The 23,398-nt window shown below is 61.6% G+C and carries 30 protein-coding genes; 10 read left to right on the top strand and 20 right to left on the bottom strand.

The annotated features are described in order from the left end of the window. Positions 1-3: 3 nt before the first annotated feature. Positions 4-1,101 carry a Gfo/Idh/MocA family protein gene (locus tag NKJ23_RS11090; protein ID WP_352680327.1) on the bottom strand — a complete coding sequence of 366 codons (1,098 nt, stop codon included), beginning with the start codon at positions 1,099-1,101 and terminating at the stop codon, positions 4-6. A gap of 240 nt (positions 1,102-1,341) precedes the next feature. On the opposite strand from NKJ23_RS11090, the gene NKJ23_RS11085 reads away from it, so the two are divergent. Beyond that, positions 1,342-2,250: a dihydrodipicolinate synthase family protein gene (locus NKJ23_RS11085; RefSeq protein WP_352680326.1), complete on the top strand. Its 909-nt coding sequence runs from the start codon at positions 1,342-1,344 to the stop codon at positions 2,248-2,250. Here NKJ23_RS11085 and NKJ23_RS11080 read toward each other — a convergent pair whose 3' ends face one another. The 6 genes from NKJ23_RS11080 to NKJ23_RS11055 form a co-directional block, all read right to left on the bottom strand. Next, positions 2,251-2,649 carry a DUF1801 domain-containing protein gene (locus NKJ23_RS11080; protein WP_352680444.1) on the bottom strand — a complete coding sequence of 133 codons (399 nt, stop codon included), beginning with the start codon at positions 2,647-2,649 and terminating at the stop codon, positions 2,251-2,253. An 87-nt stretch (positions 2,650-2,736) separates the two neighbouring features. After that, a complete protein-coding gene (locus NKJ23_RS11075) occupies positions 2,737-3,207 on the bottom strand; it encodes a DUF1801 domain-containing protein (RefSeq protein WP_352680325.1) in 471 nt (156 codons plus the stop codon). A 4-nt stretch (positions 3,208-3,211) separates the two neighbouring features. Next, entirely contained in the window at positions 3,212-3,442 is a 231-nt protein-coding gene (locus NKJ23_RS11070; protein ID WP_352638899.1) for a hypothetical protein, read from the bottom strand. Positions 3,443-3,529: 87 nt separating this feature from the next. Beyond that, positions 3,530-3,922 (bottom strand): VOC family protein, encoded by a 393-nt coding sequence (locus NKJ23_RS11065; protein ID WP_352680324.1) that lies wholly within the window; start codon positions 3,920-3,922, stop codon positions 3,530-3,532. 71 nt (positions 3,923-3,993) lie between these two features. After that, positions 3,994-4,404: an SRPBCC family protein gene (locus NKJ23_RS11060; RefSeq protein WP_352473443.1), complete on the bottom strand. Its 411-nt coding sequence runs from the start codon at positions 4,402-4,404 to the stop codon at positions 3,994-3,996. Further along, a complete protein-coding gene (locus NKJ23_RS11055; RefSeq protein ID WP_352527080.1) occupies positions 4,401-4,724 on the bottom strand; it encodes an ArsR/SmtB family transcription factor in 324 nt (107 codons plus the stop codon). Before NKJ23_RS11055 ends, NKJ23_RS11060 begins: the two co-directional genes overlap by 4 nt. A 193-nt stretch (positions 4,725-4,917) precedes the next feature. On the opposite strand from NKJ23_RS11055, the gene NKJ23_RS11050 reads away from it, so the two are divergent. The 4 genes from NKJ23_RS11050 to NKJ23_RS11035 all read left to right on the top strand — a co-directional run bounded on the left by NKJ23_RS11050 (position 4,918) and on the right by NKJ23_RS11035 (position 6,320). Then, positions 4,918-5,160 carry a type II toxin-antitoxin system Phd/YefM family antitoxin gene (locus NKJ23_RS11050; protein WP_023676181.1) on the top strand — a complete coding sequence of 81 codons (243 nt, stop codon included), beginning with the start codon at positions 4,918-4,920 and terminating at the stop codon, positions 5,158-5,160. Then, the gene (locus NKJ23_RS11045; protein WP_352680323.1) at positions 5,157-5,585 is read left to right on the top strand and encodes a type II toxin-antitoxin system VapC family toxin; all 429 of its coding nucleotides are present in this window, start codon (positions 5,157-5,159) and stop codon (positions 5,583-5,585) included. Before NKJ23_RS11050 ends, NKJ23_RS11045 begins: the two co-directional genes overlap by 4 nt. 107 nt (positions 5,586-5,692) lie before the next feature. Then, positions 5,693-5,923 (top strand): AbrB/MazE/SpoVT family DNA-binding domain-containing protein, encoded by a 231-nt coding sequence (locus NKJ23_RS11040; RefSeq protein WP_023676182.1) that lies wholly within the window; start codon positions 5,693-5,695, stop codon positions 5,921-5,923. Beyond that, positions 5,913-6,320, top strand: a complete 408-nt coding sequence (locus NKJ23_RS11035) for a PIN domain-containing protein (RefSeq protein WP_352680322.1) — start codon at positions 5,913-5,915, stop codon at positions 6,318-6,320. The genes NKJ23_RS11040 and NKJ23_RS11035 overlap by 11 nt, the downstream gene beginning before the upstream one ends. Before the next feature lie 87 nt (positions 6,321-6,407). On the opposite strand, the gene NKJ23_RS11030 is transcribed toward NKJ23_RS11035, so the two are convergent. From NKJ23_RS11030 to NKJ23_RS10990, 9 genes are all read right to left on the bottom strand, one after another. Beyond that, the gene (locus NKJ23_RS11030) at positions 6,408-7,664 is read right to left on the bottom strand and encodes an RNA polymerase sigma factor (protein WP_352680321.1); all 1,257 of its coding nucleotides are present in this window, start codon (positions 7,662-7,664) and stop codon (positions 6,408-6,410) included. An 86-nt stretch (positions 7,665-7,750) separates the two neighbouring features. Next, entirely contained in the window at positions 7,751-8,152 is a 402-nt protein-coding gene (locus tag NKJ23_RS11025; RefSeq protein WP_051406115.1) for a YciI family protein, read from the bottom strand. Positions 8,153-8,356: 204 nt separating this feature from the next. Continuing rightward, entirely contained in the window at positions 8,357-9,139 is a 783-nt protein-coding gene (locus tag NKJ23_RS11020) for an ABC transporter ATP-binding protein (RefSeq protein ID WP_352451005.1), read from the bottom strand. Positions 9,140-9,149: 10 nt separating this feature from the next. Beyond that, positions 9,150-9,947: an ABC transporter permease gene (locus tag NKJ23_RS11015; protein WP_352680443.1), complete on the bottom strand. Its 798-nt coding sequence runs from the start codon at positions 9,945-9,947 to the stop codon at positions 9,150-9,152. Between the two features lie 97 nt (positions 9,948-10,044). Continuing rightward, on the bottom strand, positions 10,045-11,046 hold the full coding sequence (locus tag NKJ23_RS11010; protein ID WP_352615287.1) for an ABC transporter substrate-binding protein: 1,002 nt from the start codon (positions 11,044-11,046) through the stop codon (positions 10,045-10,047). A gap of 226 nt (positions 11,047-11,272) precedes the next feature. Beyond that, positions 11,273-12,004 carry a histidine utilization transcriptional repressor HutC gene (gene hutC, locus NKJ23_RS11005; protein ID WP_352680320.1) on the bottom strand — a complete coding sequence of 244 codons (732 nt, stop codon included), beginning with the start codon at positions 12,002-12,004 and terminating at the stop codon, positions 11,273-11,275. Positions 12,005-12,035: 31 nt separating this feature from the next. Continuing rightward, complete coding sequence (locus tag NKJ23_RS11000; RefSeq protein WP_352680319.1) at positions 12,036-13,058, bottom strand: zinc-dependent alcohol dehydrogenase; 1,023 nt, start codon at positions 13,056-13,058, stop codon at positions 12,036-12,038. A gap of 15 nt (positions 13,059-13,073) precedes the next feature. Further along, entirely contained in the window at positions 13,074-14,396 is a 1,323-nt protein-coding gene (gene hisD / locus NKJ23_RS10995) for a histidinol dehydrogenase (RefSeq protein WP_352680318.1), read from the bottom strand. An 80-nt stretch (positions 14,397-14,476) separates the two neighbouring features. Continuing rightward, positions 14,477-15,250 (bottom strand): SDR family NAD(P)-dependent oxidoreductase, encoded by a 774-nt coding sequence (locus tag NKJ23_RS10990; RefSeq protein ID WP_352451001.1) that lies wholly within the window; start codon positions 15,248-15,250, stop codon positions 14,477-14,479. A 198-nt stretch (positions 15,251-15,448) separates the two neighbouring features. Between NKJ23_RS10990 and NKJ23_RS10985 the strand changes: the two genes are divergently transcribed. The 3 genes from NKJ23_RS10985 to NKJ23_RS10975 all read left to right on the top strand — a co-directional run bounded on the left by NKJ23_RS10985 (position 15,449) and on the right by NKJ23_RS10975 (position 19,114). Beyond that, a complete protein-coding gene (locus NKJ23_RS10985) occupies positions 15,449-17,515 on the top strand; it encodes a N,N-dimethylformamidase beta subunit family domain-containing protein (RefSeq protein ID WP_352680317.1) in 2,067 nt (688 codons plus the stop codon). Between the two features lie 315 nt (positions 17,516-17,830). Further along, entirely contained in the window at positions 17,831-18,466 is a 636-nt protein-coding gene (locus NKJ23_RS10980) for a dihydrofolate reductase family protein (RefSeq protein ID WP_352680316.1), read from the top strand. Between the two features lie 102 nt (positions 18,467-18,568). Continuing rightward, positions 18,569-19,114 (top strand): dihydrofolate reductase family protein, encoded by a 546-nt coding sequence (locus NKJ23_RS10975; RefSeq protein ID WP_352680315.1) that lies wholly within the window; start codon positions 18,569-18,571, stop codon positions 19,112-19,114. A 346-nt stretch (positions 19,115-19,460) separates the two neighbouring features. Here the strand turns inward: NKJ23_RS10975 and NKJ23_RS10970 are convergent, their stop codons facing one another. Continuing rightward, positions 19,461-20,117, bottom strand: coding sequence for a TetR/AcrR family transcriptional regulator (locus tag NKJ23_RS10970; RefSeq protein ID WP_352680314.1), 657 nt, complete (start codon positions 20,115-20,117; stop codon positions 19,461-19,463). A 112-nt stretch (positions 20,118-20,229) separates the two neighbouring features. Here NKJ23_RS10970 and NKJ23_RS10965 point away from each other — a divergent pair, with 112 nt between their 5' ends. Both NKJ23_RS10965 and NKJ23_RS34650 read left to right on the top strand, forming a co-directional pair. Further along, the gene (locus NKJ23_RS10965; protein WP_352680313.1) at positions 20,230-20,568 is read left to right on the top strand and encodes a VOC family protein; all 339 of its coding nucleotides are present in this window, start codon (positions 20,230-20,232) and stop codon (positions 20,566-20,568) included. Beyond that, on the top strand, positions 20,496-21,074 hold the full coding sequence (locus tag NKJ23_RS34650) for a GFA family protein (protein ID WP_502902526.1): 579 nt from the start codon (positions 20,496-20,498) through the stop codon (positions 21,072-21,074). The genes NKJ23_RS10965 and NKJ23_RS34650 overlap by 73 nt, the downstream gene beginning before the upstream one ends. A gap of 128 nt (positions 21,075-21,202) precedes the next feature. Here NKJ23_RS34650 and NKJ23_RS10960 read toward each other — a convergent pair whose 3' ends face one another. Genes NKJ23_RS10960 through NKJ23_RS10950 form a run of 3 tightly spaced genes read right to left on the bottom strand, consistent with a single transcriptional unit; the run spans position 21,203 to position 23,397 of the window. Beyond that, positions 21,203-21,883 carry an SGNH/GDSL hydrolase family protein gene (locus NKJ23_RS10960; RefSeq protein ID WP_352680312.1) on the bottom strand — a complete coding sequence of 227 codons (681 nt, stop codon included), beginning with the start codon at positions 21,881-21,883 and terminating at the stop codon, positions 21,203-21,205. 37 nt (positions 21,884-21,920) lie between these two features. Then, a complete protein-coding gene (locus NKJ23_RS10955) occupies positions 21,921-22,850 on the bottom strand; it encodes an RNA polymerase sigma factor (RefSeq protein ID WP_352680311.1) in 930 nt (309 codons plus the stop codon). A 25-nt stretch (positions 22,851-22,875) separates the two neighbouring features. Continuing rightward, positions 22,876-23,397 carry a dihydrofolate reductase family protein gene (locus tag NKJ23_RS10950; protein ID WP_352680310.1) on the bottom strand — a complete coding sequence of 174 codons (522 nt, stop codon included), beginning with the start codon at positions 23,395-23,397 and terminating at the stop codon, positions 22,876-22,878. Position 23,398: the final 1 nt, after the last annotated feature.

The following is a 23,398-nucleotide window of genomic DNA, read 5'->3' as shown; positions in this document are numbered from 1 at the left end:
TCCCTATTCCAGAATTCCGAAAGGCAGGTCGGCCTGCATCGGCGCCGGCCGGGCGCAGCCATATCTCAGGTCGATACGCTGGCCTATCTCTGCTGAAGAGATGATCGATTCCATGATTTCCAAGACATGGAGGGAAAGATCGAGGCTGGCGCGGTGTTGCCTGCCGGAGACGATCGCCTGCGCCATGTCGGCAAGGCCGAGGCCCCGGTAGTTGCCGTCGCCATAGGAATGGATCTGATTGGCCACCTTCCAGTCGCCCTTGCGCTGGCTGGTCCTGATGTCGCCCTGGAACTGGTTGGGATCGGAGACGATCATCGAGCCCGTGGTTCCGTAAAGTTCGATGTGATTGTGTTCATGCTTCCAGACGTCGAAGCTGGTGGTGATCGAGACCGCGGCGCCATTCTCGAATGCGAGCAGGCCGGAAATATGGGTCGGCACCTCGACCCGGATGGTTTCGCCCTGGCGCGGTCCAGAACCGATGGTGCGGGTGGCGTAGGATGACTTCGCCTGCCCGGTCACGGATTTTACCGGACCCAGGAGATTGACCAGGCAGGTCAGATAGTACGGTCCCATGTCGAGCATCGGCCCACCGCCGGGCTGATAGTAGAAATCCGGATTGGGATGCCAGAGCTCGTGGCCGGGCACCTGCATGAAGGCAGAGCCGGCGACAATGGTCCCAGCCGTATCCTCATCGACCAGCCGCCGCGCCGTCTGGTGGGAGCCGCCAAGAAAGGTGTCGGGTGCGCAGCCGACGCGCACGCCCTGTTCGCGCGCGGCCGCGACCAGCCGCTCGGCGTCGCTGAGCGTCGTTGCCAGCGGCTTCTCGGAATAGACGTGCTTGCCATGCCCGACAGCCTGCAGGCCGACCGGCACATGATGCTGCGGCGTCGTCAGGTTGAGCACGATCTCGACGCGCGGATCGGCCAACAGCGCGTCGACCGGCATGGCAGCCAGGCCGTAGGCCGCTGCCTTGGCCTCGGCCGCCGTCCGGTTGACGTCGGCGACGCCGACAATGTCGAGCACCGGGAATTGTGGCGATGCCTTCAGATAGGCATCCGAAATGTTGCCGCAGCCGATAATGCCGACACCGATCCTCCGCATGGGCTTCTCCTCAAAAGGCGGCATTGATGAAACAGCAGAACTCGTTTGTCACCCCCCTTTCGGCCAGACGACGTTATCCCGTGACAAGGATATACCTCGAGAGCCTCAGAACCGCCGCCCGATCACAATCGCGCGCCTATGCGCGAGCCGCTTGCTTTCGAGGTCGAACGGCCGGTACTCAGCAACATTGCTTCATGTAGCTTGCTCGACATTTTTGATGCCGGCTTTAGAAGGACGCACATGATCCGCCCACAAGGAACCATCGCACCGATCCTGACGCCGTTCGAAAACGACGGCCGCATCGCCCGCGACCTCTGGATATCCCACGCCAAATGGGTGCTGGATCAGGGAGCGCATTTCCTGTCGCCGTTCGGCACCACGGGCGAGGCCTTGTCCGTCTCGTTGCGCGAGCGCATGCAAGCGCTGGAGTGGCTGGTCGAGGCCGGCATTTCGCCAAGCCATCTGATGCCCGGCACCGGTGTCACAGCACTTGCCGAGACCGTCGAGCTGACGGCGCATGCCGTCGGGCTCGGCTGTGCCGGGGTGATGGTGCTGCCGTCGTTCTTCTATACGGCCGCCGGCGACAACGGACAGGCCCGCTACTATGGCGAGCTGATCGAACGGGTGGCGAACCCGGCGATGAGGATGATCCTCTACCACATCCCGCAGAATTCCGGCGTACCGGTGAGCCCGGCGCTGACCGCCCGCTTGAGCCAAGCGTTTCCGGATGTCGTGGTGGCTTACAAGGACAGCGCCGGCGATTGGAACAACACCGCGGCGGTCATTGCGGCAGCTCCAGGGGTCGCGGTGTTCCCGAGCTCGGAAGCACAGCTGACGAAAGGCCTCGCCAACGGTGCTGCGGGGTGCATCTCGGCGACGGTCAATCTGAATGCCGCAGCGATCCGGGCCCTCTACGACGCAGCGCTGGCGGGAGAGGACATTACTGACGCGGATGCCGTCATCAAGGCGTTCCGCAAAATCATCCAGGACGCCGGCCTCATCTCCGCGATGAAGGCAGTGCTGGCGGTACGATCCGGCGACAGACGCTGGCTGAACCTGCGCGCGCCGCATGAGAACGCGACGCAAGCCACCGGCCAAGCTTTGCTCGCCGCTCTCGGCCCGCTAGCCGACCATATCGGCCGGAGCTGACTATCGGGCCGCGTTCAGGGCGGCAGCAGCGCGTATCAGCGCCTTGAACGCATTCTCATCGATGTCTTCGCCCTCACGGATATCGATGGCGCGCCTGGTGTTGCCTTCGAGACTGGAGTTGAACAGGCCTGAAGGATCCGGCAGGGAGGCGCCCTTTGCGAAGGTCACCTTCACGACGTTCTTGTAGGTCTCGCCGGTGCAGATTATTCCGGCGTGCGACCACACCGGAACGCCTCGCCACTTCCACTCCTCGACCACTTCCGGGTCAGCCTGCTTGACGAGAGCGCGGACATGGGAAAGCGTCTTGCCTCGCCAATCGCCCAGCTCACTGATCCTCGCATCTATCAGCTGAGAGGGAGAGCTCTCTGCATTTCCTTCCATAGAGCCACTCTTCATCATCATTGTCGCTTTCCCTAGGGTTGTTGCCGCTCGCCCGTCACATGAATACCGCTAGCACCGGGTTTGCGGGAATGACTCGCATTCCACTCACATTCGCTCGCCAGGCAACTGGCTGGCTTGCTTTACCCAGTCGGTGAGTTGAGCTTCGTCGAGCTGGTCGTCCTCGCGGATGTGGAGGTAGCGCACGTCCTTGTGCTTGGACTCGCCTGGAGGGACAGGATGCAGCGACGTGCCGCGGAAGAAAGCCAGCTTGATGTACTTTGTGAAGCAATGGAAGTTGAGGAACCAGCCTTGACCCTCTACGCCATAGAAGGGCGAGTTCCATTTGACGGCCTTGCGCAGGTTGGGAACGTTGCGCTCGATGAGTGCGTCGAGGCGGCGGCCGACGTCGCGTTTCCAGCCCGGCATGGCCGCGATGTAGGCCTGCACGGGAGCGTCACCATCACCCTTCGGGATCTGCGGGTTGCCGCCTGCGAGGAGGACCGGCTTGGCGGCTGCAGGCTTGGCGGCGGGCTTCTTCGCGACCGCCGCTGACTTGATGGACGTCTTGTTGGCCATGCGTTCACTCCAATGCGCCGGTGCCCCCTGCGTTGCGCCACTTGGGAGCGTAAGGCAGCAGGAACATGTACAGTCCGGTAAGCAGGAGCAAGCCGAGTGGAAACAGCGGCAAGAGGTATACCCAGTAGGCGGGTTCCTTGCCTGCTCCCAGGCTGATGAAGATGGCGGCGACGACCGCCGCAAAGATAATCGACAGCCAGCGGTGGATCTGCCGAACCCATTTGTTCCAATCCATTGAGACCTCCTCTGAAGACGAACCAAAGCGGATCGGGCGGCCCGTTTGGCGACTCCCGCCGGGCAGCCACGCCACTGAACGCAAGCTTTACCAGCGCGCCAGTTGGGTGATTTGAACGAGATTGCCGAAGTTGTCGTTCAGCTGGGCGATGGTCGAGCCGGTTACTTCGGTCGGCGGCATCGTGAACTCGGCGCCGCGCGCTTTTATGCGCTCGTAGTCGCCCTTGACGTTATCGGTGAAGAACATGACCGCGGGCTGGCCCTGCTGGAAAATGGCTTGCTGGTAGGCCTTGGCCGCGGGGTTGTCATTGAGCGCGAGTTGCAGCTCGGCACCGTCCGGCTCGTCGGGTGATGCGACGGTCAGCCAGCGAAACGGCCCATTGCTGAAATCGGCCTTCTTGGTAAAGCCGAGCGTTTCGGTGTAAAAGCCCAGTGCCTTTTCCTGGTCGTCCACGTATACTTTGGCCAACTTGATCTTCAATGGCTTGCCTCCATTATCGCCTCGTGATGTCGCTCTGTAACAGAGCCCTTGCTTGGATAGCCCAGCGGATCTCAGTCCGTCCGCGCCAGAACCTGCTCCAGGTCGTCAAAGAACCTCGGCCAGCCGACTTTGGCACCCCGGAAGTAAGGCTGCTGATCCGGCCGGAAGCCCGACTGTTCCATGCGCAAGCGGGCTCCGGTGCTCGTGGGGGTGAGGGTCCAGGAGACGACACTCTTGAGATCCTTGGTATCCCACGTGTAAGTCAGTGTTCTGTTTGGCTCGACCGTCTGCACCTGACATTCGACAGCGCCCCAGTCTGCGTGAAGATTGAAACGGTGGTCCGCGACAGGTTTGAAGTCATTTTTCATGAGCCACTCCTCGATCAAGTGTGGTTGCGTGAGCGCGCGCCAGATCTTCTCGGGCGGATAAGCGATTTCCCGTTCAACAACGACGGAGAGCGTTTCGGTCGACGTTCGGTTCACTGGTCCATCCTTTTGAGCAGGTCTTCGAGGTCGTCGAACCGGCTCTGCCAGAACCCGGTCATCTGGCTTGTCCAGTCAATCAGGGGGGCAAGCGCAGCAAGCTGCGCGCTATAATGGGTCTGTCGCCCTGCATGGCGGTCGCGCACGAGCCCGGCCTGCCTCAAAACGCCGAGATGTTTTGACACGGCCGGTTGCGAGATTCCGGCCCGAGCCGTCAGAGCCCCGACCGTCTGCTCTCCTTCGCGACACAGCCGCTCGAAAATAGCGCGCCGAGTCGGATCGGCAAGCGTTCTGAAGAGCACATCGTGAGCGTTTGGCATTGGGATCGATAACCCTTCGGCTATTGATCGATGTATTGCTACCGGGATATGTATGAGTCAAGTGGGAAGCGGCATAATTCTCGTTGCAGGTCACCTGCTTCGCTCACGCAGCCAGTTGCTTATTCGCCGTGCTCTGCACTGGAATTGTCACGCGTTATACGCTACATGACCATCTACATGGTCAGGAGCTGAGATGGACGCGGTCAATTTGGCGGACGCCAAGGCACATCTGAGTGAGCTCGTCGACCGGGTCGAGGCTGGAGACTCGATCGACATAACCCGGCGTGGCAAGCCGGTCGCCAGGCTCACGGCCGTGGCCCGCCCTCGCAAACGGATCGACGCCGTCCTGCTCCAATCCCTGACCGCAACCATGCCTCTGCAGGCTCAGGCTGCCACCGATCTGGTGCGATCGATGCGAGATGGCGATCGCTATTGACGTCCTATCTCGATACTTCGCTGATCATCGCGGCGCTATCCAACGAAGCCATGACCGCGCGTGTTCAGGGCTGGCTGGCGGAGCAGGACCCAGCGCAACTTGTGATCAGCGACTGGACCATCACCGAGATGTCCTCCGCCATGGCGATCAAGCTTCGGACCGGACAGATCGACCTGGAGCAACGCGCGGCAGCGCTCGCGATGTTCAATAAGCTTGTCGCTGAGAGCTTCACCGTGCTGCCGGTGACGGGCGGGCATTTTCGGGTCGCCGCGAAATTCGCCGATCAGCATATCCTCGGGCTTCGTGCTGGCGACGCCCTGCACCTCGCGACGGCATCGGAGCATGGCGCCACGGTGTGGACCCTCGACCAGCGGCTCGCCGAGGCAGGACCGATTCTCGGCGTGCCGACGCAGTTGCTGGCATGATCGAGGCCCTCTCCTCCAAAATGAATAAACCGATTGGCTGCAATTCTTGACCTTGACGACGTGTGGATATACATTTCTTCCAGCGTATATCTAAGAGAGGAAGTGGCATGCAGGTCGCCAAATGGGGAAACAGTCTTGCGGTCCGCCTTCCCGCCGCTGTGGTCGAAGCGCTTGAACTCAGGGAAGGCGATGAGATCGAAATCCATGTCGCTGACGCCCGCCAGCTTGGCGTCGCGCGGAAGCCCGGGCGTGAGGAGTTGCTGAAGCGTCTCCGCGCCTTCCGCGGTCGGCTTCCCGCTGACTTCAAATTCGATCGGGACGAGGCAAATGCCCGTTAGTTTTTTCGATACCAATGTCCTTCTTTATATCGCGTCAGGCGACACGGCGAAGGCTGATCGGGCCGAGGCGGTCATCGCCGATGGCGGGGCGATCAGCGTGCAGGTTCTCAATGAACTCACCAATGTCGCGCGTCGGAAGATGCAAATGTCATGGGACGACACGCATGCGCTGCTGACCACGCTGCGCGGCCTGTTGACGGTTCATCCTCTCACGCTCGAGACCCACGAAACAGGATTGAGGCTCGCCGAGCGGTACGGCCTTTCCACCTATGACGCGATGATCGCCTCCGCGGCGGTGCACGCTGGCTGCGATACACTTTGGTCGGAGGACATGCAGCACGCAATGGCGCTCGACGAAGGCTTGCGCATCGTTAATCCCTTTCGCGTTGCGAGCTGATCACGCTCATTGAAGGGGGCTGGCCGGGAGCGAACTGGCGGCTTTCGATGTTGCCGAGCGGCGCGTTGGGCACGGAGAGCGATGCTGTCAACCACAAGCGTCTGCGCGGGCAAGGAGAAAGGCCGCTTCGCGCACGTTGCGGGTGAGCTTGGCCGCAGCCTCGAATTCGGCGCGGGCCTCGGCCAGCCGGCCGGCCCGAAACAGAAAATCGCCCCTCGCCGCCGGCAATGGCGCATAATTGCGCAAGGCGGCGGCGTCGGCAATCTCGTCTACCAGCCGCAGGCCCGCTTCGGGCCCGAAGGCCATGCTGTGGGCGACCGCTCGATTGAGATCGACCACCGGCGAGGGCATCACTGCACGCAGCCGGTCGTAGAGCGCTGCGATACGGGGCCAGTCGGTATCGGCCGGACTGCGCGCCCGCGCGTGACAGGCTGCAAGCGCGGCCTGCAACAAATAGGGGCCATCGCCCCCGAGGGCTTCGGCACGGGCCAGCGCGTCAAGGCCTCGGCGGATCAGCAGCTGGTCCCAGCGCGCGCGGTTTTGCTCGGTCAGGGTCAAGAGGGCGCCGTCCGGCCCGATGCGTGCCGGCAGGCGCGATGCCTGGATTTCCATCAGAGCCAGCAGGCCGAACACCTCGGCATCCTCGGCCATCAACCCCGCCAGCATGCGGCCGAGCCGTTGTGCCTCCAGGCACAGGCTCGGCCGGACAAGGTCGTCGCCTGCCGTGGCAGCATAGCCTTCATTGAAGATGAGATAGATGACCTCCAGCACCGAGGACAGACGCGCCGCACGCTCGGCGCCGCGCGGCACCTCGAAGCTGAGCCCGGCCTTTCCGATCGTCCTCTTTGCGCGGACGATGCGCTGGGCGATCGTCACCTCGCTCGACAGGAAAGCACGGGCGATCTCGTCTGTCGTCAGGCCGCCGATGACACGCAGCGTGAGGGCCGCGCGGGCGTCGGCCGAAAGTATGGGGTGGCAGGCTGTGAAGATGAGGCCCAGCAGTTCGTCGCCAAGATCGTCGTTCATGGCCATTTCGTTTCCCTCGGCCGTACCGTCGTACTCGCCGTCCAGCTCCCGCGCGATCTCCTCATGCTTGCGCTCGCGCATCTTGTCGCGACGGATCGCGTCGATGGCGCGGCGTTTGGCGACCGTCATCAGCCAAGCGCCGGGATTGGCCGGAACGCCGGTCCTGGACCATTCGGATAAGGCTATGACCAGGGCGTCCTGCACCAGTTCCTCTGCAAGATCGACATTGCGCACGAGGCGGGCCAGGCCCGCGATGAGCCGGGCTCGTTCAATGCGAAAAATCGCCTCGATCGCCTGCTGCGTCTCGCCTGCCGTCATGCTGCCTTATCGGCCAAAGCCATAACGAAGGCAAAGCAGGCTGCGGCCGACAGGTTCAGTTGCCGCTAAGCTTCTCGCGCGTCCGGTCATGGATTTCCGTGACCTCCGGCGTCAGATTCCCATTGCCAATCAGCCATCTCGTACAGCGGCCGGATTTCAATCTCGCTCGGTCCGGGCATGGGATTGGGGCAGCGCTTCACCCAGGCGACCGCCTCGTCCATGTCCTTGACTTCCCAGAGCCAAAAGCCGGCGACCAGTTCGCGGGTCTCGGCGAAAGGCCCGTCGATGACCGTCCGGCGGGGACCATCGAACGCAACGCGCTTGCCCTGCGAGGAGGGCTTGAGGCCATCGGCGTCGAGCAAGATGCCGGCATTGCGCAGCTCGTCGTTAAACCTGCCCATCGCCTCCATCGCCTCCTTCGCCTCGGGCGTGGGGACAAAGCCCTTTTCGCTGTCCTCGGTAGCCTTCACGAGCACCATCACACGCATCGTCTGTCTCCTTGTTGAGCCGGACTCACCGGCCGGCATCGAAACGACGAACGGAGTTTAGGAAATCGACATTGTCCTGCAAATTTTTTTCGAGGTTGAGGAGAAAGCCGCCGATCGCGGCTCCTCTAGTCAGGAATCGCGATGGCGCGATATCGAGATTGGGCGCAACGCTGGTCGCCGATTGTAAGTAATTGAGTGGCTCGCCTAAACCATTTCGGGACGTTTTGAGGCCTCGCGGATCGCCTTGTGCACGCTGCGCTGCAAATCCATGAAGGCCGGAGTTTCCATGACCTCTTCCCGGCGCGGGCGCTCGATGTCGACATTGAAGGTCTGCATGATGCGTCCCGGGCCGATCCCCATCACGACGATGCGGTCCGACAGGTAGACGGCTTCTTCCACATCATGGGTGACGAAGAGCACGGTGAGCCTGTGCTCCTCCCAGATCTGCGTCAGGAGTTCCTGCATCTGATGCCTGGTCAGGGCATCGAGCGCGCCAAAGGGCTCGTCCATCAGAAGCATTTTGGGTCGATAGGAAAGGGCACGCGCTATGGCCACCCGTTGCTTCATGCCGCCAGAAAGCTCAGACGGATAGCGATTGGCGCTGTGCGGGAGCTTGACCAGATCGAGATGCTCGCGTGCTATCCTGCGGCAGGTCGCGCGATCATGACCCGCGGCCTTGAGCGCGAACTCGATGTTCTGCTGCGCCGTCAGCCAGGGAAGCAGGGTGTAGGACTGAAAGACGACGCCGCGGTCGAGGCCCGGCTGCAGGATCGGCGCGCCATCGATGGCAAGATCTCCCGCGTCGAAATCCTGCAGTCCGGCAACGATCGACAGCAGCGTGCTCTTGCCGCAACCCGACGTGCCCACCAGCGAGACGAACTCGTTGTCGGCAAGATCGAGATTGATATCGCGCAGCACTTCCGTGCGCCGCGCGCCCGTGCCGAAGCTCTTATGGAGACCCTCGATCCGCAGTTTGGGCAAACTCATCGGCCCGGCCTCATTGCACGTGGCCCTCCTGCCGGAACAGCACTTTTCCCAGTGCCTTCATGACCTGGTCGGTAATGAGGCCAAGCACGCCCAGCAGCAGGATGTAGCCGATGATGGTGTTTGTCTGGAAATAGCGTTGGGACACGGTGATGCGGTAGCCGAGGCCTGATGTCGCCGCGACAAGTTCCGCCAACACCAGCCAGGTCCATGCCCAGCCGAGACTGATGCGTAACGTATCCCAGATGCCTGGCAAGGCGCTGGGAACCACGATGCGCGTCAGGATGCTGCGATCCGGCAGGCCGAGTGTCCTGCCAAGGCCGATGAAATCAGCGGGAACCCGCTTCACATTGTCCATGATCATCAGCACCTGCTGGAAGAAGGTGCCGATGAAGATGATCAGGAACTTCTGGGCATCGCCGGTCCCCGACCACAGGATGGAGAGGGGCACGAAAGCGACCACCGGCATGTAGCGGATGAAATCCACAAGCGGCTCGATCGCCGCTTCCCAAGTCCTGAAGCTGCCGATCAGCACGCCAATCGGAATCGCCAATGCCGAGGCGATGAGGAAGCCAACAGAAATACGGTATATCGAGGTCCTGAGATCCAGCCACAGCGTGCCGTCACCCGAGAGCTTGCCGAGCTGGGTCACCACGCTCCCCGGCGAGGGCAGGAAAATCGGCTTTACCAGCCCCAGCCCTGTTGCCGCCCACCAGGCAAGGCCGAGGCCGGCAAAAACCGCCACCGCTATTATCAGGAAGCGCGAGCGTGCGATGGGCGCGCCGATCCCCGAGGATCGGGGACGGCGCATCGGCTGTTTGATCACCGGCCCCGGCGCTGCGTGAGACGGGCTTGGCTTGGTCGCACGCTGCTCGGACATTTGCGTCACCACCGCGAGCCGGCCCTCGTCATTTCGCGGCCTTGACGAATGACGGGTCGATCATCTGCTCCGGCGTCACGTCCGCCTGAAGCAGCCCGGCGTTCTTGGCGGCTGCCTCGACATCGGCGAATGTCTTGGTGGAAAATTCGCCCGTCAGCGCATCCTTGTTTTCGGCGAGAGTATAGTAACGCACGCCATCAAAGGCGGTGTTGAGGTCTTCGACGCTCGAACCGACCGCCTTGGAGATGATCGCCCGGCCGTCGGGCGTGTCGGCATTGTAAGCCTTCAGGGCCGCATCCCAGGTCTTGATCATGGCAAGCACCTGGCCGGGACGCGACTTGATCACCTCATCGCGCACCACGAACACGTCACTGATCAGGCCGGGATCTTCGCCTGCGGTGAAGAGCAGCTTGACGTCCTTATTCTGTGCCCTGGCCGCGGTGAGATAAGGCTCATAGGTAACCGCGACCGGAACCTGGCCAGCGATCAACGCGCTGCCGGCATCCGCCGCCGGCATTGGAACCGGCTGGACATCGGCGATGGACATGCCATTCTTGGCGAGCGCGTATTTGAGCAGGATGTCGCTCGTCGTGCCTTCCTCGAAAGCCACCTGTTTGCCCTTGAGGTCGGCGACGGAGGCGACGTCCTTGCCGGCGATCATGGCGTCTGCCGTCATGCTGACGTCGAGCAGAAGCACGATCTTCACCGGCAGGCCGGCCGCAACCATTCCCATAGCCGTGTGGGTCGCGATGTTGGCGGCATCGAGCTGGCCGCTCGCCAGGGCGGCGTTGATGTCCTTGTCCTCGGCGAAGTTCACGATCTGCACGTCGGACAGCCCGTTTGCCTTGAACAGACCCTTGGCTTCGGCGACGTGCCACTGGCCGTAGCCAAGCCATGGCTCGATGCCGATCTTGAATGTTCCTGCCTCAGGCGTCGCCGGAATTGTCGTGTCGGCCGCGTAGACCGCCGGGGCAAACCCGACGGCAGCAGCCATAACGAGTGCCCGAAATTGTCCTGCTAGGTTACGCATCATCTTGTTCCCCTTGATGATCAGGCCGCTTTTTTTGAGCCAAACATCCGGCCTGGTGAGAATGCGGGCTTCTGCTCTTGCGGCATCGTGCCTCGGCATCTTAGCTGTCAGTTCAACCGAAGTGCGACGACACTTCAACGTCAGCAACAGCGGATGTCAAGGCTAAATACATACATGCATATACAAGTTAGACACCTCTTTCCGACTCTGAATCGCTCCACTGCGATCAGGTTTTTTTGGACGGAGAATACCGACTGCCAAGCGAGTAGCGGCTGCCAACGTAAGTCAGCTTGCTGATCGTGGCAACGACGGCGCCCGTCCATGTCCGGCGATGCAGAAACAGGCAGCAGCTGCCGGCGTCGATGCCCAGATACCGCGCCGTCTCGGCATCGGCAGGGGTCGCCGAGATGATGTGCTCGACCTCCGTCACCGGGGTTTTCTGCATGAGGTAGTCGTAGGTCGCTGTCCTGGAAAAATCCTGCTTGTCATAGTCGGGTATCAGGCCCGGGTTGACGAAGCGCTCTTCCAATTGCACAGGCAGGTCGTTCTCGAAGTTGACGACGATGGAATGATAGACCGACACGCGCTTTGCAAACTCGAACGAAAGCGCGAGCTCCTTTGTCGGCATGATCTTTTCGAGGACGATAACCTCGGAGCGATGCCTGTTTCCCCGCGCGACAATTTCCGCCGCGATGTTGTTGATCTCGATCAGTGCGGATTGCGGTCGAGGTGGCGCGATGAATGTGCCGACGCCCTGGAGCCGGATCAGAAAACCCGCAGAGGTCAACTCCCGCAAGGCACGATGGACCGTCATCCGAGACACGCCGAGTGTCGCCACGAATTCATTTTCGGACGGCAGCTTCCGGTCCTTGCTCCATCGGCCCGTTCCGATGTTCGTCAGGATGTAGTCCTTGACCTTCTCGTAAAGAGGGCTGGCGGTGTCGGGCAAAGTGATCATTTCAAAAATCCTTTCCGGCAACGTTCGGAAATCACACGCGCCCGGCAGACCGCATCCGGATGATCGTTTTCAAACCATCGCCCTGCCCCGCCAACAGCCGCTCATAGGCTGCGGGAATATCATCCAGGCCGATCTCGCGGTCGATCAGTTCGACCATCGGCTCGGTCAATTCGCCGAGCATCCGAATGGCGTCGGGAAGCTCATCGGCAAAGGCGTGGCATCCCAGCAATGCGATTTCGCGTTCAACCAAGATGTTGGGATCGATGTCGAGGCGCCCATGGAATATGCCGACCATCGCAACGGTGCCGCCGGCATCGAGAACGCCGAGCAACTGGCCGAGTGCTGCGACGCTGCCGGTTGCTTCGACGGCAGCGAGCAAGGGGGCATCCGCGGTGGCGGCGGCAATGGCGTCCCGGTTCAAGTCGACGATGCTGGCGCCGGTGATCCTCGCCACCCGGGCGCAGCGGCCCTGATTGCGATCGGCGACGAGCACGGTACCTGCGAATGTCCGGGAAAGCAGCAGTGCGGCAAGCCCGCCGATAGTCCCGCAGCCGACGACAAGAACGGAGCCGGCCGTTTTCGGCAGACGCCGCACTGCGTGCAACGCTACAGCCAGCGGCTCGGCCATCGCCGCGACCCGTTCGTCAAGCACGGCATCGACGACGTGCAGCAGGCGTGCGGGCAGGACCGCCTGTTCGGCAAATCCGCCGTCGCATATCTCGCCGAGAAAGCCCAGCGACGTGCAAAGATGCCGCTTGCCTGCATGGCATTGCGCGCACTCTCCACACCAGAAACGGGAATCGGCGACCACTCGTTCGCCAAGAGCGACAGTGTCGACACCGTCGCCGATGGCAATCACAATGCCTGTCAGCTCATGGCCGGCCGTCGAAGGCGATCGGCTTATCCATTGGCCCGTGCGGAAGTTGTGGAGATCGGAACCGCAAATGCCTGCGGCATCGACCCTCAGCTTCACCCAGCCTGGCTCGGGAGCGCCTGGCGCGGCGATATTCTCGACGCGCAAGTCGCCGGGTCCATGGAGTCGCGCCGCCCTCATCGTCATCGTTTCCGCTCAGCCGGCGAGATAGCGATCGCGGATCTCCGAAACCGCGTTCTCATGCGAGCTGAATCCTTCGTAGCGGGCGAGCCTGCGGGCATGCAGGGCGAGTTCCGGATAGGCCGCCGAGGTCACATAGCCGACCGACGATCGCTTGACGAAATCCGTCACGGAAAGCGGTCCAAAGGTTCGCGCCCACCGGCTGGTCGGCAGCACCGCATTGGGTCCCAGGACGAAGTTGGCGAGGGTCACCGGCGTATGCGGACCCATGAGGATCTCGGCAGCTTCCGTGATACGTCCGAGATGCGCAAATGGCTCCGTTGACAGAATCTCGAGGTGCTCCGGCGCATAGTCGTTGATGAACCGGTAGCTGTCCTCCAGCGACTCGGTCAGCACGATGCCGCCGCGCTTCCCAGTCAGCACCGCGCGTGAGAACTCCACACGCTGTTCGCTCATCCTGGACCAGTGTTCCGGTATCGCAATCAACGCGGCTTCGGCGACCTTGCGGCTGTGCGTCACCAGGTAGGCCGAGGAATCCGGCCCGTGCTCGGCCTCGATCAACAGGTCAAGAGCAGCCAGGCCGCCGTCGACGCTGTCATCGGCAAAAATGATCGCTTCGGAAGGACCGGCAGGGAGGCCTGTGTTGATGATCGGGGACAACACGCTCTTTGCCGCCACCACCCACGGGCTCCCCGGCCCGACGATCTTGACGGCAGGCTTCACGGTCTCGGTTCCATAGGCGACGGCGGCGACCGCATGGGCGCCGCCGCACTTGTACACGGTCTCCACGCCGGCGAGGCGGGCAGCAACCAGCGTCGCGGCGTCGACGGAACCATCCGAAGTCGCAGGCGTCACGATCGCGATCTGGGGAACCCCGGCAATCACCGCCGGAACCGAGGTCATCATCGTCACCGAGGGAAAGGCGCCTTTGCCGCGCGGAACATAAAGCGCAACGGAAGCAATCGGTGTGTATCGGTCGCCCGCATAGGCGCCCGGCCGAACTTCCTTGAGCCACATCGTTTCCGGGCGCTGCTCCTCGTGGAAATGCCTTATGTTCTCGATGCCGAACCGGATACTCTCCACGACATCCTTCTCGACCTTGTCGAATGCCGCGTCGAACTCCGCTTCCGAAACTTTCAGTCCACCGTCGGCAACATCGGCTTTGTCGAGTTCGCGTGCAAACCGGAGCAGTGCCGCGTCACCTTCATCCTTGACGGCCTGGATGATTGGACGGACCTTTTCGATGAAGGAAGACAGATCTCCTTCGGCGCGTTTCAGTAAACTGGCCCGCTGATCGACACTGAGGGATGACAGGCGGTGGAAGCTGACGTCAGACATGGCGGCTCCTTTTCTTAGAACGCAATTACGATTAGCGCTTGTCGATCACTTCTGGGACACGTCTCCGGCCCCTGAAGCCTTCAAATCGATGCGAGAAAGCCTCCATCCACGGGAATGGACTGGCCGGTTATGTAGGCTGCCGCATCCGAAGCGAGGAACACCGCGATTCCGTGCAGGTCCGAGAGATCACCAAAACGGCGCTGCGGAATCTTGGCGAGCATCGATTGCTGCCATGCCTCGTTGCTGTAGAACACGTCTGTCATCGCTGTCCTGAAATAGCCAGGCGCAATGGCGTTGACCCGGATCCCGAGATCGGCCCACTCCGCTGCAAGCGCCCGCGTCATGCCGAGGAGGCCTGATTTCGACGAGCCGTACGGCACCGCCGTGGGAACCCCAACCTCGGAGGTCAGCGAGCAGAGATTGATAATGACGCCGGGCCGTCCGGCGTCTCTCATCTGCCGCGCGGCGGCTTGGGCGCAGAAGAAGGCGCCTTTGAGATTCGTATCGACAATCCGGTCCCACAAGGCCTCGTCGACATCGAGTGAAGGCCGGACCTCTTCCACCCCCGCATTGTTGACGAGAATATCAAGACCTCCGAGCAGGCTGCCGGCCTCGGCAGTCGCCGCCCGGCAGCGGTCGACATCGGTGACATCCAGGGCGATGGCATGCGCGACCCCGCCGGCGGTGCGGATGGCAGCCATCGTCTTCTCGAGCGAGGCCACGCTGCGCGCCGTGACCGCGACGTCGGCGCCGGCCGCGCTGAGCGCCTCGGCGATGCTGCGCCCGATGCCACGGCTTGCGCCGGTTACAAGCGCCTTCCTGCCTGACAGATCGAAGAGAGATGCGTTGCGCATGTCATCCTCCTTGGTAATGTCGCGCTTGGACCGATCGCGTCGAGACTATCCGAATGCAGCTTATCTATACAAGCATGTACATCATGGCTGTAGTGCGCCATGCGGAACTTTGCTTGTCAGAGCGGCAGCGCATTGGCCGACATCGGACCGGACTACGCGGTTCGCCCCAGCCCATCTGGAGTTCATCGGGAGGGATAGATGAAGCGCGCAGTAGACCACGACGCGATGAGCGTGGTTGGCTATACCACCCCCTGGAGTGCCAAAGCAGGCCAGCGGATCAAGCTCAGCCTGTCATGCGATCGGCCGATAAAGGCCACACGAATTTGCCGGCTCGATAAGCCGGCTCCGGAATTTCTCGCCTGGCCCATCGAAACGGTAGGTGAAGCACGGCTTCGGCATTTCGACCAAGGGTCGTTCCTGTTCGTGCGAGCCGGCGAACTGGCCAAAGTACAAGCCGTCCACGGCATACGTTTTGAGCTGTTCCTCACGCGCAACGAAGATGCGCGCACGATCCTGGAGGCAGGCGCCCTCGGGCTGCGCCTCCGCGACGGCGCATTTGTCGTGGAAATCGGCGGCGAAACCCTTGTCGAGACGAAGGCGCCAACTGGTGTGTGGCTCACTGTCGAGTTGGATCTGCGGCAGGAACAATCGCGTCTGCGCATCAAATCCCATGATCTTCTCGCGCCTTACGAACTCCATGAAGGTTTTGGCGGCTCGGCGCGGAACCTGCAGGCGCACGGCATCCATTTCGGCGCAAGTGCCACCAACCACGAACCTACCCTCAACGCGAAATTTGCTGCGATCCGGCTCGACACCCCACACGGGACTGTTGCCTGGAATTTCCCGACGCTGTTAGCATCGCAACCGATCCTGTCGTCGGGCGGAGCAGATCCGCTGCTCCTAGATGTGATCAATCAGCCAGCCTTCTGCGTGACTTCGGCACGCTGGGACGGATCGAGCTTCGAGCCTCGCTTGGTGCCGTCGCACTACGACGCTATCCATTGCCACGACGACGACATCGGCCCGCTCGAGTGGCCGGCATCGCACCAAACGACGATCCCTGAAAACGCACGCCCAGGCGTCTACGCGTTCCAGGTCGAATGGGAGGGTGGCTACGAACGCGTGGTGTTCTTCGTCACCTCTTCACAGGTTTCGTCGCCGCTGTTGTATCTCGTGCCGACGGCCACCTATCTCGCTTATGCGGACGAATATCTCCCGGATCATCTTTATGAATGGAAAGGCGACGACCGGGGACATCGCTTCGCGATCGCCAACAATCTGAAATCTCTTTACGACTACCATTCCGACCTTAGCGGTGTTTCCATCTGTTCCTACAAAAAGCCGAAAGTGACGCTCAGGGACGATTACGATTATCCGCTCTGCGGCTGCCCACACAATTTGCCGGTCGATCTGCATTTCCTCCGATTCTGCCACCACAATGGAATCGTGTTTGACGTCCTGACCGATCACGATTTGCACGAATGCGGCATAGACGGTCTGCGTCGACATCAAGCCGTCGTTACCGGCAGTCACCCCGAATATATGTCGATCGAGATGGAGCAGGCGCTGCGGCAGTTTGTGGCCGAAGGCGGCAGCATCGCCTATCTCGGCGGAAACGGCTTCGCTGCCACTGTGGCTTTCAAGGACGACCTGATGGAGCTGCGGCGCTCGCCGCTGGAGGCTGGCCGCACCTGGGACGGCCCGGTCGCCGAACAGGCGCTGTCGATCACCAACGAACCAGGCGGCTATCTCCGTTCCCGCGGCCGAGGCGAATTCACGCTGATCGGTGGCGCGATCTCACTGATGGGGTTCGAAGGCGCGCGCCCATTCACGCGCACTAAGGAAAGCCGTGAAGCAGGATGCGCATGGCTGTTCGAAGGCGTTGAAAATGCGACCTTCGGCACGGACGGCATCGTGCTGGGCGGTGCCGCGGGCTACGAAGTGGATGCGACGGATCCAGCCCTCGGCACTTCCGCTGACACCGTCGTGATCGCGCGTGCGACGGGATTTCCCGACAGCTTCTTTCAGGATCCGACGCGCTGGTACGAGGGCGGGGATAGGCAACGCATCGCCCGCCGCTGCGCCGAAATGACCCTGCGAAAGCTCGCAGCAGGCGGCTTGATCTTTTCCGCAAGCTCGGTTGCCTGGTGCGGCGCGCTGCCAGCCGCAGGCGCCATGAACGATGTCGGCAGGATCACGCTCAATCTGCTTACCCGCCTCGGCGCCACGAAAGGAGAACCCGGCCGAGAAAAATCGATAAGCTGATTGGCGCCGTTACGGAAAGACCCGTATCCGGTTTTGGGAATCAAATCAGTCGGCGTGCACCGGCTTCGTCTCACATGCCTCTCGCCACCTGGCGGACGGCAGTTGCCTCAGCCGCAACCTTCAGGTGCGCTGCTTTGACAAACGGCGCTGAACCAGAATTTGGCGCGGCATCAACGACACCCTCGCCGACTAGGCAAGGAAGCTCGGTATCCCTTCTTCGGCGTCGCGCAAGCGTCGTCGGACTATCCCGCAACGAATTGTCGGAACTGACCGATCTGGCCCGTCCTTGGGTCTCACCAGCGCAAGGAAGAAGCGATGAGAGACCTGATCTTGAAGATGTCCATATCGATCGACGGCTTCGTGAGTGCCCTGGATGGCCGAAACACATGGATGTTCGGCGCCGATCAAGAGGCGAAGGCCTGGGGCGTAGAGTTCATATGGAACTCGAGCCTGCACATCATGGGCAGCCGCAGCTTCCGTGACATGGCCGCCTGGTGGCCGATCTCCTGCGACCAGTTCGCGGCGCCGATGAACCAGATCCCCAAGACCGTCTTCTCACGACGGGGACCGGAGATCCTGAGGGAGGTGAGCAAGTCGGCGGCGCTCGATGAGGCTCGCGCCGTCAACGCGGGAACCGGTCAGCCGGCAAAGTTGCAGCCCGGTGGTGAAAGTTGGGCGGAGGCCTATGTGGCGAGCGGTGACTTGGCGGAGGAAGTCGCGAAGTTGAAAGCCCAAGAGGGCAAGCCGATCATCGCCCACGGCGGAGTGAGCTTCGCCCGCAGTCTCGTCGCCCAAGGACTGGTCGACCAGCTCGCCCTGACGGTGGCCCCCGTGGCGCTGGGCAAAGGCCTGCCGCTGTTCTCCGAACTCGCCGCGCCGATGTCTCTCAAGCTGGTGAGCTCGAAAGCCTTCCCGGGGGGCGCGGTGGCGCAGATTTACCGGCCAACGTGAACACGTCAGAGAATGTGTGCAGCCAACGAACCGACGAAGTGAGGGCGAGGTATAAATGAATGCGATCCCTTCGGATCGTCGTCGATCGATAGGAGCCTGTGCATGGCGAAGCTTGTGTTCGGAATGATGCAGTCGCTCGACGGCTATGTCGCTGGCGCCGAGGGCAGGCCCGGGCTGCCGATGCCGGGCGAGGCGCTCCATCGCCACTTCAACGCCCATGTGCGCGGGATCGCCGGCAGCCTCTACGGCCGGCGCATGTACGAGGTAATGCGCTATTGGGACGAGGATCAGCCGGGACAGGACCAGGTCGGGCGCGACTTTGCGGCGGCCTGGCGGGCGCAGCCGAAATGGGTCGTCTCTCGCACCCTGAAGTCGGTCGGGCCGAACGCCACGCTGGTGGACGACGATCTCAAAGGGTTCGTTAGGGCGCTTAAAGCCGAACACGAGGGCGAGATCGAAGTCGCCGGACCGGAGCTTGCGGGTAGTCTGACCGAGCTTGGTCTTATCGATGAGTACCGGCTCTACTTCCGTCCCATCGTGCTTGGTCGCGGCAAGCCATTCTTCGCCGGCCCCCGGCCACCGCTGCGTCTCGTGGCCAGCGACCGGGTTGGCGAGGACGCCATCAGGTTGACGTACGTTCCCGCCTGATCACAACCCACCCGACACCCTAACGTCCGTCGGACCGAATTTGAGCTCATTCCCACTCGATCGTTTTGAGCCATGGTAACGCGTTGACGCGGCAGCACAAACTTTTCTGCACGCCCTAAAGAACCGACTCTGCGATCCGTCAGAAATCTGCGCTCTTGATTTCAAAAGGGAATTTCGGCGATTCGGGATCAGCTCGGTTTCGGCGACTATCGACAACAATCGGTCGATTTTCGACAGCCGCGCCGCAACAAGCCGCGACCCACTGGGGACCAAAAAAAGGACCGTCAAACACGGCCGAACGGTCCGCACGGTAGCGCCCGGCATTCGCTCGTCGCCGTGGCGTGCCTCACTTGCCGTATGACGCAAGGAACACCCGCACGCCGGCCGCGGCGTGCCGTCGAAGCTTCGCCGGTTTCGGAATCGATTCGTCACCCAACAGCATGGCCCTGTTCAATGGCTCGCCCATAATCAACCAATTGAACTGGGAAGCGGCGACGGCCGGATCATCGATCGCAAGCAGGCCGCGATCAGCCAAGCGCTCGAACAACACTGCCATCGCCGCAATTGCGCGCCCGGGTCCGCCATCGAAGAGCGCCTTTGCCAGTTCTGGGAAGCGGCCGACCTCGCCGATCACCAGACGACGCAGCTGCATGACGCGCGGCGTGAGCACGGTGGCAAGCTGTCGGTACGCATAGCGCCGAAGATATTCGGCAACATCTTCGCCCTCGGCGAGGTCCGGCATTTCAGTGTGGACCCTATCGCTGGCTCGATTGGTCACGCTGCTCACGATCTCTACGAACAGCGTCTCCTTGCTCGGAAAATTCTTGTAGACGGTCTGTTTCGACACCGCCGCAAGCGCCGCGATCTCGTCCATGTTGGTGGCCAGATAGCCCTTTTGTAGAAACACCTCTGTAGCCGCATCGAGGATGGCCCGCCGCTTTTTCGCCGACCGTCCGTGCGGTTCGAGTTCTTCTGTAGCACCTGCTGAACGCGTCGTGGTCATGCTCCTGGCGTGTCCGCTGCCGATTGACTCATGGTACTGTGCCGTCTAGTTTGATTTGGATCGAGACGCAATGGGGAGATCGACGATGCACGTCCAGTTCGCGGAGCTTCCGGTGTTCGATCAGGAACGCGCCAAGGCCTTCTACATCGATCACCTGAACTGCCGCGTCGTCGCCGATCAGCCAATGGGCAATGATGGCTGGCGATGGATCGAACTCGGATTTCCAGGGGCCGAAACCACCCTCCACTTCCTAAGGCGCAAGGACGAAACATCATCTGAGGGCCCCGTCCTCGTGCTGGTTGACAACGAAATCGAAGTCACCGTCCAGAGACTCAAATCGCGAGGCGCCGAGATCATAACAGAACCGCGCCCCGCGCCATGGCAACTGGGGCGCACGATCGCGGAATTTCGGGACAGCGAGGGCAATCGCATGATGATCACCAGCAGATGACGCGCTTACCTATTATGACCGCAGCATGCTCTTGCGGTGGCGTCGAACTCAAAGCGTTCGGCAGGCCGATCGTGAGCAGTGTCTGCTACTGCGACGACTGCCAGAAGGGAGCTGACCAGATCGAAGCTTTGCCAGGTGCTGGCGCCATACGCGATCCCGATGGCGGCACCGCATACATCCTCTATCGAAAGGACCGCATCGAGTGCTCCAAGGGGGCCGAATTGCTGAGGGGTTATAAGCTTAAGGAAGTTTCGGCCACGAACAGGGTTGTCGCCACGTGCTGCAATTCGGCGATGTTCATGAATTTCGATAAAGGTCCGCATTGGGTCTCGGCATACAGAGCGCGGTTTCACGGAGAACTCCCGGCACTGCAGCTGCGGATTTGCACTAAGTTCAAGTCGGACAGCGATGTCATTCCTGACGACGTGCCGAGCCACCGGGGTTATCCTCTAGGGTTCGTCGTTAAACTTTTGGCATCGCGCGTGGCGATGTTGCTAGGTCGATAAACCGGCCGCCAGCCTGCGCGATAAGACATTCAGATAGGTGCGCAAATCGGATACAGCCTTGCCGCTCAGGGTTCAGGCCTGAACGAATTTCTGTAGGCGATCCGCCACGATCAGCCCTGCCCGGCTGTTCAAGTGCACGCCGTCGTGTGAAATAGCCAGCCATTTACGCGGGCGACATCATCCGGACGCTGCCGCAGCACCAGTACGCGAAAAGCATCGCGATAGAATGGAAGAAAGTTGAACGCCGTGTAGGCCCGGCCAGGCGAGGCGCGAACCGCCTCGGTGAGCGCCTCATGGAGCGAGATATAGCCGCAGCGTTCCTCGTGCGCGATGGCCGCCACGATCGCAGAATATTCCTTGATCCGCCGGTTGAGCTCGCTCTGGAACGGGTCGTCCGAATCCGGCGCTTCTCCTATCGGAGGGAGCGAGCAAAGGCCGATGTCCGCCGCCGTCTCGCGCTTCAGCCTGCGTGCTATCTCGGCCAGATTCTCGTGGAACCAATCGGGCGAAGGCGTGCGGGGCAGACGCTTCCAAAACGTAAAGAACCGCCGCACTTTGCGTGACACGAGCGTGAGAACATCATTCCCGCCGACCCAGACGATGACCTTGTCGGGACGACAGGCGAGCACATCCGGCAACCGCTGCAGCGCGTTGTAGGCCAAGTCGCCGCCGACGCCAAAATTCCGGAACTCAAATTGCCCGTTGCCCGGCCGCCGGCGGAGCTCCGCGATCCAATCGAATGCCTGGCCCTTGCCCGCCGTGCTGCTCGATCCGAGGCACGCCACGATTTTTCGTTGAGGACGCACCATCGTAACTCCGCCAGGCCAGAAGTGAGAAATCGTCGCCTTATGCTCTTCCCAAAACGGCTGGCCCAGTCATGAGTTTCAGGTCGGATTCCAAGGCGTTTCCAATGACCCACGGGCAGGCATAATAGTCTTCGATGCGGTCGATGAGGCGGCCGGCGACATGGACACGAACCGGCCACCCGACCTGCCACTGGTCGCCTCGCTGGAAGAGCACGAACAGGACAGGTTCTCCGTCGATCGCGCCCGACGTCATGGTCCACGTCTGTGGATTTTGCTCGTATTCGACGAAATAGGGAGAGCTTCTGAGCAGGCCATCGAAGCAGTCGGCGACTCGCAACCGAGCATCGGCACTTGTGAGGCTCCGCACGCCATCCCAGTCATGGCGGTTGAAGAGGTCAACATAGCGCTGCAAGAGCCGCGCGGTGTCGGGATCAAGCGGACGGTTCGGTTCACCGGCAGGTTCAGCAGGCAAGTCGGCGAGCTTCGCCCGTCCACGGGAGAGCGCGGATTTGACGCCGCCGACCGTCGAGCCCACGAGTTCTGCGGTCTCTTCCAGCGAGTAGTCGAACACATCCTTCAAGAGCACGCAGGCGCGCTCCTTGGGCGGCAGGTGACCGACCAGCCGTTCGACGGCGCGATGGGCATCAGTGGTCGCTGGCTCTGCAGCGATGACGCCGATGTCGTCCGAATAGGCGCTTTCCGCTCGCTCGCGCGCATGGCGCCGCCTCACAAAGTCAATGCAGCGATTGTGAGCGATGCGAAACAACCAGGGTTTTAGCCTGCGGGGATCATCGAGGGTCTCGATCTTCGTGTAGGCCTCGAACAGCGTCTCCTGCATGAGATCCTCGCCGTCGAGCCGCGAGCCGGTCATGCGGGTGCAATAGCGATGCAGTTGGGCGCGGACGCCCGACACTGTCTCGAGGAAGGCTCGATACTGCGCGTCGAATAGGCCGATCGGTCGCCCAGGCATGTCCTTCACCTGCCACATATTAGCGTCATTGAGGAACATAGGTGAGAACCATGACCCCATTCTTGAAGCGATGCGTATCGACAAGCTTCAGGCGGACGAGATCGTTGTCAACGTCTTCAAATGCGCGCTTGCCCACGCCGACCACCTTGGGGATCAGCCAAATCTGATACTCATCGACAAGGCCCGCGGCGAGCAGGGTCCGATCGAGGCTGGTGATCCCGTATTTCACGATGTTGCCGCCCGGCTGTTGCTTGATCCTCGCAAGCTCGGCAGCCACGTCGCCCTCTATCAACGAGCCGTTCCACGCCACTCTTTTGAGCGTCCGTGAGGCGACGAGCTTCTTCATGCCGTTGAGGCGATCTGCGTATTTGTCGCCTTTCGTCTCCGGACGCGCCGCGAACATCTCGTAAGTAACGCGACCGAGCAGTAGGAACTCGGCGTCGGCCAAAGCTTCGAACGAATATTCCTTCGCCTCTTCATCGAAGCTCGATCCCGCGATCTTGGTCGGGCTCTCGATCACACCATCGAGCGAGACGAAGCTGCCCACT

Source organism: Mesorhizobium sp. M0184 (assembly GCF_040322215.1).
Lineage (GTDB): Bacteria > Pseudomonadota > Alphaproteobacteria > Rhizobiales > Rhizobiaceae > Mesorhizobium.
Note: the sequence above shows the minus strand (reverse complement) of the source record. Positions and strands in the feature narration are given on the sequence as shown.

What these genes read in the sequence shown, in the direction of transcription:
- NKJ23_RS11090 (WP_352680327.1), bottom strand. Translation starts at nt 1,101, where the DNA reads ATGCGGAGGATCGGTGTCGGCATTATCGGCTGCGGCAACATTTCGGAT.
- NKJ23_RS34650 (WP_502902526.1), top strand. Translation starts at nt 20,496, where the DNA reads ATGGCAACTGGGGCGCACGATCGCGGAATTTCGGGACAGCGAGGGCAA.
- hisD (WP_352680318.1), bottom strand. Translation starts at nt 14,396, where the DNA reads ATGTCTGACGTCAGCTTCCACCGCCTGTCATCCCTCAGTGTCGATCAG.
- NKJ23_RS11040 (WP_023676182.1), top strand. Translation starts at nt 5,693, where the DNA reads ATGCAGGTCGCCAAATGGGGAAACAGTCTTGCGGTCCGCCTTCCCGCC.
- NKJ23_RS10960 (WP_352680312.1), bottom strand. Translation starts at nt 21,883, where the DNA reads ATGGTGCGTCCTCAACGAAAAATCGTGGCGTGCCTCGGATCGAGCAGC.
- NKJ23_RS11015 (WP_352680443.1), bottom strand. Translation starts at nt 9,947, where the DNA reads ATGCGCCGTCCCCGATCCTCGGGGATCGGCGCGCCCATCGCACGCTCG.
- NKJ23_RS10955 (WP_352680311.1), bottom strand. Translation starts at nt 22,850, where the DNA reads ATGCCTGGGCGACCGATCGGCCTATTCGACGCGCAGTATCGAGCCTTC.
- NKJ23_RS11035 (WP_352680322.1), top strand. Translation starts at nt 5,913, where the DNA reads ATGCCCGTTAGTTTTTTCGATACCAATGTCCTTCTTTATATCGCGTCA.
- NKJ23_RS11000 (WP_352680319.1), bottom strand. Translation starts at nt 13,058, where the DNA reads ATGAGGGCGGCGCGACTCCATGGACCCGGCGACTTGCGCGTCGAGAAT.
- NKJ23_RS11030 (WP_352680321.1), bottom strand. Translation starts at nt 7,664, where the DNA reads ATGACGGCAGGCGAGACGCAGCAGGCGATCGAGGCGATTTTTCGCATT.
- NKJ23_RS11055 (WP_352527080.1), bottom strand. Translation starts at nt 4,724, where the DNA reads ATGCCAAACGCTCACGATGTGCTCTTCAGAACGCTTGCCGATCCGACT.
- NKJ23_RS11025 (WP_051406115.1), bottom strand. Translation starts at nt 8,152, where the DNA reads ATGCGTGTGATGGTGCTCGTGAAGGCTACCGAGGACAGCGAAAAGGGC.
- NKJ23_RS10980 (WP_352680316.1), top strand. Translation starts at nt 17,831, where the DNA reads ATGAGAGACCTGATCTTGAAGATGTCCATATCGATCGACGGCTTCGTG.
- hutC (WP_352680320.1), bottom strand. Translation starts at nt 12,004, where the DNA reads ATGATCACTTTGCCCGACACCGCCAGCCCTCTTTACGAGAAGGTCAAG.
- NKJ23_RS11020 (WP_352451005.1), bottom strand. Translation starts at nt 9,139, where the DNA reads ATGAGTTTGCCCAAACTGCGGATCGAGGGTCTCCATAAGAGCTTCGGC.
- NKJ23_RS11070 (WP_352638899.1), bottom strand. Translation starts at nt 3,442, where the DNA reads ATGGATTGGAACAAATGGGTTCGGCAGATCCACCGCTGGCTGTCGATT.
- NKJ23_RS10970 (WP_352680314.1), bottom strand. Translation starts at nt 20,117, where the DNA reads ATGACCACGACGCGTTCAGCAGGTGCTACAGAAGAACTCGAACCGCAC.
- NKJ23_RS11085 (WP_352680326.1), top strand. Translation starts at nt 1,342, where the DNA reads ATGATCCGCCCACAAGGAACCATCGCACCGATCCTGACGCCGTTCGAA.
- NKJ23_RS11075 (WP_352680325.1), bottom strand. Translation starts at nt 3,207, where the DNA reads ATGGCCAACAAGACGTCCATCAAGTCAGCGGCGGTCGCGAAGAAGCCC.
- NKJ23_RS10990 (WP_352451001.1), bottom strand. Translation starts at nt 15,250, where the DNA reads ATGCGCAACGCATCTCTCTTCGATCTGTCAGGCAGGAAGGCGCTTGTA.
- NKJ23_RS11080 (WP_352680444.1), bottom strand. Translation starts at nt 2,649, where the DNA reads ATGATGAAGAGTGGCTCTATGGAAGGAAATGCAGAGAGCTCTCCCTCT.
- NKJ23_RS10985 (WP_352680317.1), top strand. Translation starts at nt 15,449, where the DNA reads ATGAAGCGCGCAGTAGACCACGACGCGATGAGCGTGGTTGGCTATACC.
- NKJ23_RS11010 (WP_352615287.1), bottom strand. Translation starts at nt 11,046, where the DNA reads ATGCGTAACCTAGCAGGACAATTTCGGGCACTCGTTATGGCTGCTGCC.
- NKJ23_RS10975 (WP_352680315.1), top strand. Translation starts at nt 18,569, where the DNA reads ATGGCGAAGCTTGTGTTCGGAATGATGCAGTCGCTCGACGGCTATGTC.
- NKJ23_RS11050 (WP_023676181.1), top strand. Translation starts at nt 4,918, where the DNA reads ATGGACGCGGTCAATTTGGCGGACGCCAAGGCACATCTGAGTGAGCTC.